Origin of the sequence: Qipengyuania profundimaris, assembly GCF_030717945.1 — a bacterium.
In the GTDB taxonomy this organism is placed as follows: domain Bacteria; phylum Pseudomonadota; class Alphaproteobacteria; order Sphingomonadales; family Sphingomonadaceae; genus Qipengyuania; species Qipengyuania profundimaris.
The window spans coordinates 2,176,966-2,191,362 of record NZ_JAVAIM010000001.1 but is presented as its reverse complement, the minus strand read 5'-3'; the positions used below and the strand labels follow the sequence as shown (position 1 = coordinate 2,191,362).

The following is a 14,397-nucleotide window of genomic DNA, read 5'->3' as shown; positions in this document are numbered from 1 at the left end:
CGCTTATGATGGAGGTTTTGTGTCCAGGTTTCTGCTTTTACTGACTGTTTCCGCGTTTCCCTGTGCTGCGATGGCGCAGGATTCTGACAATACCACGCTGCTTGGTGTCGAAATCGTCGAGGATCGCGCCGACACCATTACCGTGACCGCGAACGGCCTCGGTACCGATATCGGCAACACCGGCCAGGCGGTCACGATTATCGAGCGCGAGGAGATCGAAAGCGTGCAGGGGCCGGATGCCACCCGCGTTCTTCAGCGCACGCCGGGCCTTTCGCTGACCCGCAACGGCGGCATCGGCGGCTTCACCGGCGTCAGCGTCCGCGGCGCCAATTCGGAGCAGCTTCTGGTGCTGGTCGATGGGGTGAAGGTCAACGATCCGTCCTCGCCCTCGGGCGGGTTCGATTTCGGCAATCTCCTTCTCGGCACGGCTGGCAAGTTCGACATCCTGCGCGGCTCGAACAGCACGATCTGGGGCTCGGACGCCATCGGCGGCGTTGTCGATGTTTCCACCCGCGCAGAGACCGGCGTCGAAGGCAATGTCGAATATGGGTCGCGCGACACCCTCTACGCCAGCGCGGTCGGCGGGCTGAAAGGCGATCGCTACTTCGCCGGGCTCACCAGCTCCTTCTACCGCACAGACGGTTTCTCCGCCGCCGCCTCCGGCACGGAACCCGATGGCTTCGAACAGGTCGCGCTGGGCGGCACGGCCTTCTTCGACATCACCACGAACCTCGAACTGTTCGTCCATGCCAATTGGAGCGAGGGTACGCTCGACATCGACGGCTTCCCGCCGCCGACCTTTACGTTGGCAGATACTCAGGAAACGCAGGAAACGCGCCGCCACTGGGGCGATGTCGGGCTGGCCTATTACGGCAACGACCTCACCCTGCGCGCGGCCTACAGCCTGTCCGACACCGAGCGCGACAATCTCGACGAAGAAGGCAATGTGACCTTTGCCGGAGACGGCCGTTCGGAGCGCGTGCAACTGCGCGGCGAATATCGCGCCATCGGCCCGGTCACCGTGGCCTTCGGCGCGGAACACGAGTGGAGCGATTACGTCACCAGTTTCGATGCGCCGGGCGAGATCGGAATCTCCGGTGCCTACGTCCAGCTCGGCTTCGCCTTAGGTGATATCGCCGCGCATATCGGATCGCGCGTCGACGATCACGAGCTGTTCGGCACCAACGGCAGCTATGGTGCCGACCTGTCCTACGGCCTCGGCAATGACTGGCGTATCCGCGCGAGTGTGGGCGAGGGCTTCAAGGCGCCGACGCTCTACCAGCTGCGTAGCTTCTACGGCAATGCGGAGCTTCGCCCTGAGGAGAGCACCAGCTTCGACCTCGGCGTTGAAAAGGGACAGCGAGGGCGCGGCGCGCATATCGCGCTCACCGCCTTCCGCCGTGACACGACCGACCTGATCAACTTCGCTTTCAGCGCGGATCGGCCGTTCGGCTTTTACGACAACACCGCGCGCGCGCGGGCGCAGGGGTTCGAGGCCGAGGCAGGCTTCGAAGTGACCGGCGCGTTTCGGGTGGCGGGCGTATTTTCCTACGTCGATGCCGAGGACCGGGCGACCGGCCTCGACCTTGCGCGCCGCCCGCGTCATTTCGGCACGCTATATGCCGATTGGGATGCGCCATTCGGGCTGAAGCTGGGTGCGGACCTGCGTTTCGCTGGCGAAAGCTTCGACGATGCCGCCAATTCGATCGCGCTTGGTGGTTATGAGGTGCTCGACTTGCGCGCCGCCCTGCCGTTCGGCGAAACGCTGGAGGCCTATGGCCGGGTCGAGAACGTGTTCAACGCGGATTACGCGACCGCGCGCGGCTATGCGTCGCCCGGCCGCGGCGCCTTCGTCGGCGTGCGGGCGCAAATGTGATCCGGCTGCTGCTTGCGCTGGCCCTGCTGCTCGCCGGATGCGCGAGCGAGGGGCCGGTGCGGACGCCCGATCTTGGAGGGCCGACTATCGTCAGCCTCAACCCCTGCACCGACGCGATCCTCGCCGAGGTCGCAGCGCCCGGCCAGCTGCTCGCGATCTCGCATTACAGCAAGAATCCGCGCGCGACCTCGATGGAGCCGGCGGATGCCGCCCGCTACCGCGCCACGGGCGGTACGGTCGAAGAGATCCTCGCGCTCGATCCCGATGTCGTGGTCGCAAGCAGCTTCATTGCCCCCGCGACGCGCGCTGCGCTGGAGGATCTGGGCGTCGAAGTCGTGACCTTCGGAGCGGCGAGCACGGTCGAGGAAAGTCTCGATCAGGTGCGTGCGCTAGCCCAACTAGCGGGCGACACGACAGCAGGGGAGCGCCTTGCAGCGCGCATCGATGAGGCCCTTAGTCGCGTGAACGCGGAGGAGCAGTCCATCGAAGCGGCCTTGTGGCAGCCGGGCGGCATCGTTCCCGGCGAGCGCGCGCTGATCAGCGACCTGTTGCGCCGCACAGGCTTCACCAGCTACGGCGAGGCTCGCGGACTTGCTCAGGCAGACTTCCTCGCGCTGGAGCAGGTGGTCGCCGACCCACCGGAGGTCTTGCTGGTGGCCGGTAACGATAATGGTCAGCGTCATCCCGTCCTCGACCAGCTTCCCGGCATGCAGCGCGAGATTTTCGAGACGCGCCTGCTCTATTGCGGCGGCCCGACCATCATTCGCGCAGCCAAGCGGCTGGCCGAAATCCGGCGGAGCGTCTCTTGAACCGCGCGGTGCTGATATTCGGCCTATTGCTTGCGATTGCCTTGCCGCTTTCGCTTCTGGCGGGGCGCGTGTGGCTCTGGCCCGACACCACGCCGAACGCAGCGATCATCCTCGCAGAGCTCCGTTTGCCGCGCGCTTTGCTGGCGATAATCGTCGGGGCAGGCCTGGGTGCGGCAGGGGCGGCGATGCAGGGCTATCTGCGCAACCCTCTCGCCGATCCGGGGCTGTTCGGCATCGCACCAGGCGCGGCGCTGGGAGCGGTCGTGGCGTTGTGGTTCGGCTATACGGCAAGCGCGTGGTTGCTGCCTCTCTTCGCTCTGCTGGGAGCAGGCGGGGCTATGGCGTTGCTGGCTATAATCGCCGGACGCACCGGGGGCATCGCGCTATTCACGCTGGCCGGCCTGATGGTTGCCAGCCTCGCCGGAGCGCTGACGGCGCTGGCGATCAGCATGGCGCCAAACGCCTTCGCCATGAGCGAGATCGTCCTGTGGCTGAACGGCGCCCTCACCGACCGCAGCTGGCGCGAGGTCACGCTGGCCGCGCCGCTGGTCGGGCTCGGTGTGCTGCTCCTGTGGCGTAGCGGCAAACCGCTCGACGCGCTGACTTTGGGCGAGCCGGTCGCCCGGTCGTTGGGCGTGAATACCGGCGCGTTGCTCTGGATGCTGATTGCAGGCATCGGTCTGACCGTCGGTGCAAGCGTGGCGGTTGCCGGGATCATCGGCTTTGTCGGCCTCATCGTGCCGCATCTCGTGCGACCCCTGACCGACAGTCGCCCCTCACAACTGATCGTCCCAAGCGCGCTCGCGGGCGCACTGCTGGTGCTGGTCGCGGACAGCGCGGTGCGGGTCTTGCCTTTCGTAACGGAATTGAGGCTCGGCATCGCGCTGAGCCTGCTGGGCGCGCCGTTCTTCCTTTGGCTTCTGATACGGATGCGCAGGGGGCTCGCATGACGCTGACCGCGCAAAACCTGTCGATTGGCGACCGCCTACACGACGTGTCGCTGGCCGTGGAGCCGGGACAGATCACCGCAATCTGCGGCCCGAACGGTGCAGGCAAATCGACATTGCTCGAGGCGTTTGCGGGTCTGCTCCCGCCGGATGACGGGGCGGTCAATCTCGGCGACAGCAATCTCGCGGCCCTGCACCCGCGTGAGCGCGCACAGCGTATCGGCTATCTCCCACAAGCGCATGAAATTGCGTGGGATGTTCCGGTCCGCAGCCTGATCGAGCTTGGTCGCATGCCGCATGGCGACGCCCGCACGGAGCCGGTCGAGGCCGCCATTGCCGCCCTCGACCTCGGACCACTCGAAAACCGCCGAGCCCAGTCGCTGTCCGGCGGCGAAACCGCCCGGGTATTGCTGGCCCGCGTGCTTGCCGGAGAGCCTGCATGGATCCTCGCAGACGAGCCGCTCGCCGCGTTGGATATCGGGCACCAACTCGCGTTACTGCGCCACTTGCGCGATGCGGCCGACCAAGGCGCGGGCGTGGTGCTGGTACTGCACGATCTCGCTCATGCGATGAATTGTGCCGACCGGGTCATCGTGCTCAGCGAAGGCAGGCTCGCCACTGACGGGCAGCCGGAATCAGCATTGGACGTATTGGCCCTGCAAAACGTCTGGAAAATCGACGCCCATTGGATCGGTGTGGAAGGCAAGCGGGCACTCATCGCACGCTGAAGGGTTGCCTTCGCATGACCCGATCCGATCTCGAAAACCAATGGTTTGCGCTCACTCGCGATGAAATGCCCAGCCTCGCGCAAGAACGCGGCTGGCCGGTGCATCTCGACCATTGTTTCCAGCGTGTCCTGCTGGACAATGCCGTTGGCGCGAAATGGAACGAGGAGATTCCCGCGCCCGCCTATCGCAATGCCGAGGATGCCGTTCTGGAGAAAGCCATAGCGCTGGGCCGTTCGGCCATTTCGGGTGATGAAGATCTGGCCGAACTCAACAACAACTCACTGGCGTGGCGGGGAAAAGCGAAAGCTGCCTAGGCCGCGGCCCGCTCTTCGAAGCGGGCGACCACGCAATTGCGGCCCCGCTTTTTGGCCACATATAGCAGCTTGTCCACCTGGCCGAGCGCCGTCGTCAGCGGCAATCCGCCCGACCACCCCATGACGCCGAAGGATGCCGAGATGCGCAGATGCGGCACGTCGCGCACCGGAACGAGTTGCTCGATCGTCTGGCGAAGCTGTTCGGCAAAGGCGCGGCCCGCGCTTTCGTCCGATTGTTCGAGCACGATGGCGAATTCCTCTCCGCCAAGCCGATAGCTGCTGTAGCGCCTCTGCCCCACCCCTCGCATCGCATTGCGGATGCTGTCGGCGACCGCGACGAGCACTTCGTCGCCCGCCTGGTGGCCGAAGGTGTCGTTGATGGATTTGAAATTGTCGAGGTCGATCGAAAGGATCGTTCTTGGGCCGTCCGGCTGGATAAGGTTTCCGTAGTCTTCGAACAAAGCGCGGCGATTGCCGAGGCCGGTCAAGGCATCGTGGCGCGAGAGATATTCGGCATGGTGCAGGGCGCTTGCCACTTCCTCGTGGAGGTGAAGTTTGTCGACCGCGTCTTCGGCGGCCCTAATGGCCTGGCGTCGCTGCCCGATACCGAATGGAACCGCGCCGATCAGCGGAAGCAGGACCGCCGCAGTGAGCGCCGGCTGCGATCCGCCGCTGGCGATGAAGCTGCCGGCGAGAACGGAGAGTGCGAAAGCGCAGGCGAAGCCGACCAGAACCCATGGGACAAGGCCGACCATCGAGCAGATCATGCACACCCCGGTAATAACCAGCACCAACAGCGCCAGTCCGGCAGGCTCGACAGCCGGTAAAGCGAAGACAGGAAAGGTCAGCAGTCCCCATGACAGCCCGGAAAGGGAAAGAGCGATCCCGGCCAGCCGGAAAGCGGCTTCGAAAGGTTTGCCTGCTTCAAGCGTCCGGCGCAGATGGGCGCACGCCCAGCGCGTCAGGCCGATCGAAACCGGCCTGAAAAGCAGGGCGATGATGAGCATGATATCGGGACCGATAATCGTTGCGATGACCAGGCAAAGAGAATAGCCGACCAGGCTCGCAGGAAGTGAATGCGCCTCGCGATCCGCCAGACCGGATATGATTTCGCGGCGAACTTCTGCCGCCCAGGCGGCATCGCGCGTGACGCACACGCCCAGCCCGTCCTGATCCTTGAGTGTGTTCTCCGTCACGCCTTCCGTCCCTTCGGTACGAATAGGCTCGCACCGTTGCGAACGGGTTAACCTCGCAACGAAAAAGAGGCCGGAGCCACAGGACCCCGACCTCTCAAACCAACAGGAAAAAGCGATCAGTTGCCGATCGGCATCGTCGTCCCGCTATCACCGATGGTCGCAGCGCCGTCGTCCGCAACCTCGCTGTCGGCCGCCTCGTCGCCCGGGATTAGCCCGCGCGCTTCGAGCATCGGGCCGACTTCGGGCGCGCGGCCCATGAAGTTCTGGAACATCTGGTAATAATCCATCGTCCCGCCGCGGCTCAGCACGGTGGCGCGATAGTGATCGCCGTTCTCGCGGGTGAGGCCACCATTGTCGAGGAACCACTTGCGGCTGTCACGGTCGAGCATCTCGGTCCACAGATAGCTGTAATAGCCTGCCGAATAGCCGGCGGGTCCGCTGAAGATGTGGTTGAAATAGCTGCTGCGATAGCGCGGCGGCACGAGGTCGATCTCGAGACCGAGTTCTTCCAGCGCCTGGCGCTCGAACGCATCGACCTTGGCCGGCGTATCGATGGCGGCGGCTTCCGCCGGAGACAGAGCGCTCCACTTCATGTCCAGCAGGGCCGCTGCGACAACTTCGCCGAAGTCGTAACCCTGGTTGAACTTCGACGCGGCTTCGATCCGGTCGATCATCTCGGTCGGGATGGTCTCGCCCGTCTCGTAGTGCTTGGCGTAGTTCGAGAGGACCGAAGGATAGGTCGCCCACATCTCGTTCACCTGGCTCGGATACTCGACGAAATCGCGCGCCGTGGCGGTGCCGGACAGGCTTTCGTACATCTGGTCCGCGAAGAAGCCGTGCAGCGCATGGCCGAATTCATGGAACAGCGTGTTGACGTTGTCGAAGCTGACGAGCTGGACCTCGCCTGCCGGAGCCTTCGGAATGTTCAGCACATTGTAGATGACGGGCTTGTTGCCCCAGAGGTCGCTCTGGTCGACGAAGTTGCTCATCCACGCACCGCCGCGCTTGGAAGGGCGCTGGAACGGGTCGAAATAGAACAGGCCGAGCTCCGATCCGTCGCGGTCGAACACCGTGTAGGTGGTGACGTCCGGGTGATAGACCGGGATGTCGGTCCGCTTCTCGAAGTTGAGCCCGTAGAGCTGGTTGGCAGCGTAGAACACGCCGTCTTCCAGCACCTTGTCGAGCTGGAAATATTCCATGACCGCGTCTTCATCGAGCTGGAAGTTCTCGGCCTTCACCTTGTTGGCATAGCGATACCAGTCCCACGGCTGGACTTCGTAATCGCCGCCGTCCGCTGCGATCGCGGTGTTCAGCAGGGCCGCTTCGCGCCGCTGGGTCGCGGCGAGGGCGGGAACCATCTGCTCCATGAAGTTGAGCGCGGTTTCCGGCTTCTCGGCCATGCGATCCCACATGGCATAGGTCGCCCAGTCGGGCTCGCCGAACAGCGCGGCTTTCTCGGCGCGCAGGGCGGCAATCTGGCGAACCTGGTCGCGCGTGTCGAACCCGCGCTGGCCGTCGGCGCGGTGGTAGGACAGCTTGAACAGCTTCTCACGCGTCGCCCGGTTCTCCAGCGTCGGCAGGAGCGGCTGCTGCGTGGTGTTTTGCAGGGCGAGGGCGAACTTGCCCGGCTGGCCCTTCTCTGCGGCAAGTTCTGCCGCAGCTTTGATGTCGGCTTCCGACAGGCCCGCCAGCTCCTCGCGCGTGTCGACGATCAGCGGCTGGTCGCTCATGGCAGAGCGGACGGTCTGGCCAAACTCGGTCGTGACTTCGGACAGCTGCGTGTTGATCTGCTTCACGCGTTCACGCTGCGCATCGGTCAGCATGGCGCCTGCATGGACCATACCTTCGTAGGTATCCTCGAGCAGCTTGGCATCTTCGGGCGTCATCGTCATCGCGGCGCGGTTGTCGTAGACCGCCTTCACGCGGGCGAAGAGCTCGGGGTTGAGGGTGATGCTGTCGGAATGGGCGGTCAGCTTGGGACTGATTTCGGTGTTGATCTCGTCCAGCCGATCGGTGGTGTTCGATCCGGTCAGCGCGAAGAAAACCGTTGCGACGCGGCCCAGCATGCGGCCCGATCTCTCGAGCGCGACAATCGTGTTCTCGAAGGTCGGCGGGGCGGGATTGTCGATGATCGCCTGGATTTCGGCCTGGTGGATTGCCATGCCCTGCTCGAAGGCGGGCATGTAATCGTCTTCCGAAATCTTCGTGAAATCGGGCGCCTTGAACGGCAGCGTGCTTTCGCTGGCGAAATAGCCGGTGGCCTGCGGGACTTCATTGGCTTCGGCCATGGTCTCGATCTCTCCTCCGGGGGTGGTGGTGCAGCCTGCGGCGAGTGCGGCGAGGGCGGCGGTGGCCAGGATCTGGGCCTTCATAGTATCTCCCTTGGACCGGGCAGGGTGATGCCTGACCGGATAGATAGAATTGCGATACGCGCTTGGACCGGATTGCGTGGCTTGGAGCAAGCGAACGCATGTCGCCGGTCGGCGCTTGTGCACGCTTTATCGAACGGCATCGGGCCTTGCGTGTTCCTGAATGGCTCAGGCTACCGCGCCGAGCGGATAATCGACAACTTCGGTGTAGAGCGATCCTTGCTCGCGCAAGTGGCTCTCGAACAGGCCGAAAGAGGTCGCGTTCCAGCTACCGAACCGGGTGGTTGCAGTGTCGGCAAGGAAGCTACCGACCGGGCCGCTGGACGAATTGAGCCGGGCCAGAGTGACGTGGGGCATGAACTTGCGGTGTTCGGCCTCGATCCCCGCGCTTTGGCAAATCCGTTCGATCTTCTTCTGCAGACGCCGGAGTGCCTCGTTCGGCGCGACACCCGCCCAGATCAGGTGCGGTTTACCCTTGCGTTCGAACGCGCCCGTACCGACCAGCTCGATTTCGAAACACGGCATGCGCAAGCCGCCGAGTGCTTCGGCAAGATCGTTGGCGCAGTGCCTGTCGACCTCCCCGACATATCGCAACGTCAGGTGCAACTGGTCGTCATCCTGCCAGCGCGCGCCTGTCACTCCGTCCATGCTGTCAATCAATCTATCACGGACGGGAGGCGGAGGGCGCAGAGCAATGAACAGGCGGTGGGTCATGCGGCGGATTGGATCACCGAGCGTAATTCGCCTTGTTAATTCCCCGAACTTGAGCAGTTCGGCAATGCTTACTCACTGGATCGGCAAGGCATCAACAGACGTCAGGCGTTGGCGCTCGAACTGCCGATCTCACGCGGATCTTCGTAATCGGCTTCCGCAAAGATCGCAGCACGCCGCTCAGACCGAAATTCCAAGCCTCTCGCGACAGCACCGCCGGCATGAGTGTAGTCCAACTGCGATGCTACCTCATCATAATCTCCGGCATCGATCGCCGCATTCAGTCTCGGGCTTCGTTCCGGTGAGACGTTGCCGATGCCGACATTATAGACGAGATCCACGAGGGCATCGAATTCATGCTGATAGAGCGGGAGGGACCCGACGAGCTTGCGCACGCCGCGCTCCGCTTCTGCGAGATCCGCCGTAAGAAATGCCATGGCGCGATTTTCGCTGATCGTGTCGCCAACGCGCAGATTATCTTCAGGCTCGACCAGGTGTCCGACCCCTACGGTAGGATAACCTGCGACATCGCGGTAGACTGTATATCGCACGCCCTCTTCCTGAATTAGGGCTTGCTTGAAATCCTCGCTTGTCTTGAGAAGTGCAGCAGGCTTCCGAACCTCTACACCGTCTGCATCGACCGACGTTGCGGCGACAGGCGCTTTTTGCTTGGTACCCGACAGCTGTGGTCCGGTAAACGCGGTTAGTCCGACCGCTCCTGCGGTAAGCATCATTGTAGCATGTCGACGCGCGGAATGGCGCGGCTTGACGCCGAACGCCTTTTGCGCTGCGCGTCTGGCACGCTTCAGATCGCTGCGGTGCCGACGTTTGGACAGCAATCGCTTGACCGGATTGCTGGAATTCTCGGGTTCACCGGGATTTTGCGTTGAGGGCCGCTTCTGCCAGCCGCTCTGATCGAGCGGACTGTTCAGCTCTTGGAGAAGTTGCTCAAGTTTCGGCGATCTCTTTCGGATATCTTGGTTTTGTCTGTTGGTCCCTGTCATGGCGAGGCAATTGCTTTCATTTTGCTTAGCCGCGCGATGGTCGAAAGTTTTATATATTCGAAAATTTCCCGCGCGGGCGTTTGTCTATAAAACGCGCGTGGCAAGGGGTCGGTCCGCCACTCACCGCGCAATGGCAACGCTTGGGAGGGAATCCCCGCCTAAGCGCGGTATCTGCTGAAAATTGGCGGAAAATATTAGAAAAACAGAGGTTTAACCATGTTTGACAGCACAGCGCTCGATTTTCGGTCACGGAACGAAAAACGGGCGGGAGATACATCTCCCGCCCGCATTTTTTGCACGCTGTTCGGTTTACAATACGAAATCGGCCGCCGTGAGATCGACCAAACCATCGAGGGTCAGGTACAGATCGGCCACTCCGTCGCCGTCGCGGTCCATCTCCACCACCGTCTGGCCCCCTGCCTGGGCATAGCGCAGTTCGCCGGCGGTGCCGCTGAATGCGCTTTCCCCGACGAAGGAGAAGGCCTGATTGCCGCCAGCCGTGGTATTGGCGTCGATGCCGGTCAGACTAATCGTGTCACCGTCGGACTGGCTGAAGTCCGTGATTGTGTCGGTGAGGGCGAACGTGCTGTTGAGGTGCGTTGCATCGCCGAAGAAGAACAAGTCGGCTCCACCACCACCCGTCAGCGTATCGGTGCCGGTACCGCCACCGATGTTGTCGGCGCCGAACCCGCCGCGCAACCTGTCGGCACCGGCGCCGCCGCGCATGAGGTCGGCACCGTTGTCGCCGAGTAGCAGGTCGTTTCCATCGCCGCCGAACAGCGAATCGTCGCCGATGCCGCCGCCGAGGTTATCGGCCCCGAACCCTCCTGTGAGCGTGTCGACACCGTCGCCGCCGCGCATCAGATCGGAGCCGGCCCCGCCATCGAGGAAGTCGTTACCGGTGCCGCCAAAGAGACTGTCGTCGCCATCGCCGCCGTCCAGCGAGTCAGCACCGGCATCCCCATAGAGAGTGTCGTCGCTTTCTTCGCCGAAGAGCGTGTCGTTGTCGCCGCCGCCATAGAGGAAATCGATGCCGAGGCCGCCGGATAGCGTATCATTGCCGAGGCCACCGCGCATTTCGTCGGTGCCCTGGCCGCCCAGCAACGTATCGGTGCCACTGCCGCCGCGAAGAATGTCGCGGCCATCGCCTCCGATAAGAACGTCGTCGCCAAAGCCTGCGAAGATGCGATCGTCGCCGGTGCCGCCGTTCAGCGTGTCGCTGCCGAAGTTGCCGATCAGCAGGTCGTTATCGTTTCCGCCGAGCAATGTGTCGGTGCCGTTACCCCCGATCAGCGTGTCGTTTCCGGCACCGCCATCGAGGAAGTCGTTACCTGCACGACCATCGAGCGTATCATTGCCGGCATTGCCGACTATCGAGTTGTCGACGAAGGTTCCGGTAACGTCGTCATTGCCGATCCCCATCACCGCGTTTTCGAAATTGACGAAGCTCTCACCACCGTAATTGGTGTCGCCGGTTCCCATATCGAAGACGTAATCTCCGTCCCAGGTGGTGGTGTCGACCGTATCGATGCCATCGCCACCGTCGAGCACTTCGCTTGCGAAGGTAAGGCCTGCATAGATTAGATCGTCACCGCTGCCGCCATAATATTCCCCGTCGCCGCTGGAGTAGATCGTATCGTTACCAGCACGCGCACGTACGATATTCACGCCGCCCCCGGAGTCGATGATATCGTTTCCGGCAAAACCGAAGATCGAATTGCTGTCTGCGTCGCCGTTGATGGTCGATCCGGTGGTCGAGTAGCCATAGATCACTTCGGTATCGACGAAATTGGCCAGCCCCTGATCGTAATCGGATGCATCGATTGCGCCATCGCGCGGGTCCCATACCGATGCGAAGATTTCGCCGCCCGAATCCAGTTCGACCCAAGTAAACAGGATGCGCCCGTCACCGGTCACGCTGATGTCGGGCGTGGTCGGTTCATTGCCGGCAACAACGAAGGCGCTGCCATCTGCAACCCCGTTGCTGAAGAAAGCCTGCGCTTCCAATGTCGAATCCGTATCGTTGTCCCAAGTGATGACAAAACCGCCGTCCGGCAGCGCTACGATCCTGGATTCGTTGACGAAGTCACTTCCGGTTGCGACCGTGCCGGTAGTCACAGAACCGCCCGAGGCGGTCCGAATGGCGTAATTGATTACCCCGCCGTCTTCCCAGCTTACGACGAAATTGCCGTTAGCTAAGGTGGCGACGTGCGGGTTAAAGCCTGTGGACGTGACCTGAATGTTCGAAATGACAGATCCTGCCGAGTTAAAAATGTGTGCCTCGATGCCCACATTCGGACTGTCTGTCTCTTGATAGACGGTCACATAATTGCCGTTGGCCAGAACCGCGACTTCTCCACTCGTATCATTATCGGGACTGTTCTGCGCCGCGTCGTACTCGGCGCTGACGACATTGGAACTGTCAATGGTGACCGCGCGGATGTCGATGTCGCCCGCTTCGACATCCGTGAATGTGACGACCGCCTCTCCGGTTACATGATTGAATGTTACTTCCGGATTAGAATGGGACCTATCAGCTACACCTTCGGTTGCTACGGCGCGGAAAACGGTGGAATCTCCATTCGCGTCATACCGCTCGTAAATAATATTCTGTGAGTCGAAATCGACGTCATCGTCCAGATAAACCAGTGCAAAACCACCATCGTTGGTTGCTACGATGTCGAAATCGTATTCTTCGTCGATCTGGTTGCTGTTCAGTTGAAAGCTGTCGCGCACGACGTTGCCATCGGCATCGTAGATTTTGCCGACGATGTCGAGCCCGTTGGCTGTCGCGATCGTGCCGTCGGAGCTTTCCGACCAAACGACTAGAAAATTGCCGTTGCTCAGCCCGATAATCTGTGGGGCATACTGAAAGCCAGTTGCTGCCGGGCCGGTGTTGACCTGGAAATTGTTGAGCCATTGGGTAGGTGTAGGCATTGTCGTTCTCCTCAAGCATGCCTGCGGCACGCTGCAAGTCTTGAACGAACCCCTTGTCTTGTGCGTCTCGGTCGACCCTCGGAGGTCGCGGTTGCACTTTTCCTAAGCGCAGTTCGCAAACCTGACAGGGACAAATACCGTTCGGGGTCGCTCGTTCCTCCATGGCGAACGGCACAAGAACCGTTCGGCGTCGATGCGACCTGACCGAATATCCCGCACTTGGTGCGGCAATTTTTTATCGTGACGACCTGACTAAACCGGCACTGCTTGAACGCGGCGCTCTCGTTAGCTCCCGTGTCGGAAACTAGCCTGACACGTATGAGTCGGCGGGCTGACTACACCTTTTGCCGAAATCAGTAAAGGATGGTCGATCCAAGGTTCTACTCGTTGTTCTTAAATGGGCGAAGGTTTCGATAACGTCGCGTCCTGTCGGATCAGTCGAGGCTACCGCGACGCGCCGCATCGAGCATGGCATCGCGGCGGCTGGTCGCGCTCTTGTCCAACATGTTCTTCACGTGCCAGCGAACGGTCTCGTAGCTTCTCCCGAGAACCCGGGATGCCTCGCGCAGGTCGGGATTTTCGACAAGCTGCGCCAGAAGTTCGCTCTCGCTGTCGGAGAAATCATGCGCGAGGGCGTACAGCCCGGCGCGTGTCGATGTTTGACGCTCTCGCCGTGCAATGGTCAGGAATGCACTGTCGTGACTTGCACTCCAGCGCAGAACTTCGGGCACCGGCGAAAATTGCAGCTCATATCCAGCCAATCGCAAATCGAGCCGGGTTCCCGACACAGCCCTCTTGACGGCGGAAGAACAGGCCAGGTCGACTAGAGCGGACGGGGTTGTCAGTTTGCCTGCGGCAATGCCCAGCGGTCCGCCATCGGCAAAGATCGGTAGGTCGTCGGTGCAATCGAAGAATTGGATATTCAGACCGGGATCGATCAGCAGATACGCATAGCCATTGTCGCTCGCCTGAGAGCCGAGGATCCTCGCGATGCGCAGGGAGTCCCTGATCGCTTCTTCCAGGACCGGCAGCAGAGCCTGCAATCGCCCAGCCTCGGTAGCGGAAAAGAAATCCTCGGCAAAACCGCGCTGGACGCTGATCGTCTGGCGACCCGTCTCCGCACTATCGGCGATAATCCCGTGCACACTGTCTTTCACATCTGCAAACAGGCTGATGGCATCGAAATACTCGGTCGCCTCGATATCTTCGTTGCGGACATATTTCTGGCCAAGCTGACACACGTGAAGAGGCGTGACCTTCGAGAAAGGAGCGCGCGGGTCCAGCAGATTATAGCGGCTATTGTACCGCTCGGTCGCCTCGGGATTGTGGTTCCAGCTTAGCGAATGGCGATAGGGACCGAATGGGGAGACGCCGAGCAACATGGATTTGGATCCACCCACCCACTCTCCGATGTCCTGCAACAGGCGCGACCATTCGTATGCGCCAACGCCAGCCGCGCGGCATCGCTGTGCCAGCAGTTCGAAAGTCGCCCCCATCCAGGCACAA

General features: G+C 61.9%; 11 protein-coding genes. 5 read left to right on the top strand and 6 right to left on the bottom strand.

Annotated features, from left to right (window positions below; translation table 11 throughout):
- Positions 1-70 precede the first annotated feature (70 nt).
- Genes Q9K02_RS10705 through Q9K02_RS10685 form a run of 5 tightly spaced genes read left to right on the top strand, consistent with a single transcriptional unit; the run spans position 71 to position 4,674 of the window.
- The gene (locus tag Q9K02_RS10705) at positions 71-1,876 is read left to right on the top strand and encodes a TonB-dependent receptor plug domain-containing protein (protein ID WP_305932887.1); all 1,806 of its coding nucleotides are present in this window, start codon (positions 71-73) and stop codon (positions 1,874-1,876) included.
- A complete protein-coding gene (locus Q9K02_RS10700; protein WP_305932886.1) occupies positions 1,873-2,685 on the top strand; it encodes a helical backbone metal receptor in 813 nt (270 codons plus the stop codon). Before Q9K02_RS10705 ends, Q9K02_RS10700 begins: the two co-directional genes overlap by 4 nt.
- Positions 2,682-3,635: a FecCD family ABC transporter permease gene (locus tag Q9K02_RS10695; protein ID WP_305932885.1), complete on the top strand. Its 954-nt coding sequence runs from the start codon at positions 2,682-2,684 to the stop codon at positions 3,633-3,635. The genes Q9K02_RS10700 and Q9K02_RS10695 overlap by 4 nt, the downstream gene beginning before the upstream one ends.
- Positions 3,632-4,360 (top strand): ABC transporter ATP-binding protein, encoded by a 729-nt coding sequence (locus Q9K02_RS10690; protein WP_305932884.1) that lies wholly within the window; start codon positions 3,632-3,634, stop codon positions 4,358-4,360. Before Q9K02_RS10695 ends, Q9K02_RS10690 begins: the two co-directional genes overlap by 4 nt.
- 14 nt (positions 4,361-4,374) lie before the next feature.
- Positions 4,375-4,674 (top strand): GCN5-related N-acetyltransferase, encoded by a 300-nt coding sequence (locus tag Q9K02_RS10685; protein ID WP_305932883.1) that lies wholly within the window; start codon positions 4,375-4,377, stop codon positions 4,672-4,674.
- Here the strand turns inward: Q9K02_RS10685 and Q9K02_RS10680 are convergent.
- The 6 genes from Q9K02_RS10680 to Q9K02_RS10655 form a co-directional block, all read right to left on the bottom strand.
- A complete protein-coding gene (locus Q9K02_RS10680; protein ID WP_305932882.1) occupies positions 4,671-5,870 on the bottom strand; it encodes a GGDEF domain-containing protein in 1,200 nt (399 codons plus the stop codon). The genes Q9K02_RS10685 and Q9K02_RS10680 overlap by 4 nt on opposite strands.
- Before the next feature lie 116 nt (positions 5,871-5,986).
- Positions 5,987-8,242: a M3 family metallopeptidase gene (locus tag Q9K02_RS10675; protein ID WP_305932881.1), complete on the bottom strand. Its 2,256-nt coding sequence runs from the start codon at positions 8,240-8,242 to the stop codon at positions 5,987-5,989.
- Between the two features lie 165 nt (positions 8,243-8,407).
- Complete coding sequence (gene thpR, locus Q9K02_RS10670) at positions 8,408-8,953, bottom strand: RNA 2',3'-cyclic phosphodiesterase (RefSeq protein ID WP_305932880.1); 546 nt, start codon at positions 8,951-8,953, stop codon at positions 8,408-8,410.
- Between the two features lie 101 nt (positions 8,954-9,054).
- Entirely contained in the window at positions 9,055-9,954 is a 900-nt protein-coding gene (locus Q9K02_RS10665) for a lysozyme (RefSeq protein WP_305932879.1), read from the bottom strand.
- A 309-nt stretch (positions 9,955-10,263) separates the two neighbouring features.
- Positions 10,264-12,891, bottom strand: a complete 2,628-nt coding sequence (locus tag Q9K02_RS10660; RefSeq protein WP_305932878.1) for a calcium-binding protein — start codon at positions 12,889-12,891, stop codon at positions 10,264-10,266.
- A 434-nt stretch (positions 12,892-13,325) separates the two neighbouring features.
- Positions 13,326-14,387, bottom strand: coding sequence for a helix-turn-helix transcriptional regulator (locus tag Q9K02_RS10655; RefSeq protein ID WP_305932877.1), 1,062 nt, complete (start codon positions 14,385-14,387; stop codon positions 13,326-13,328).
- Positions 14,388-14,397: the final 10 nt, after the last annotated feature.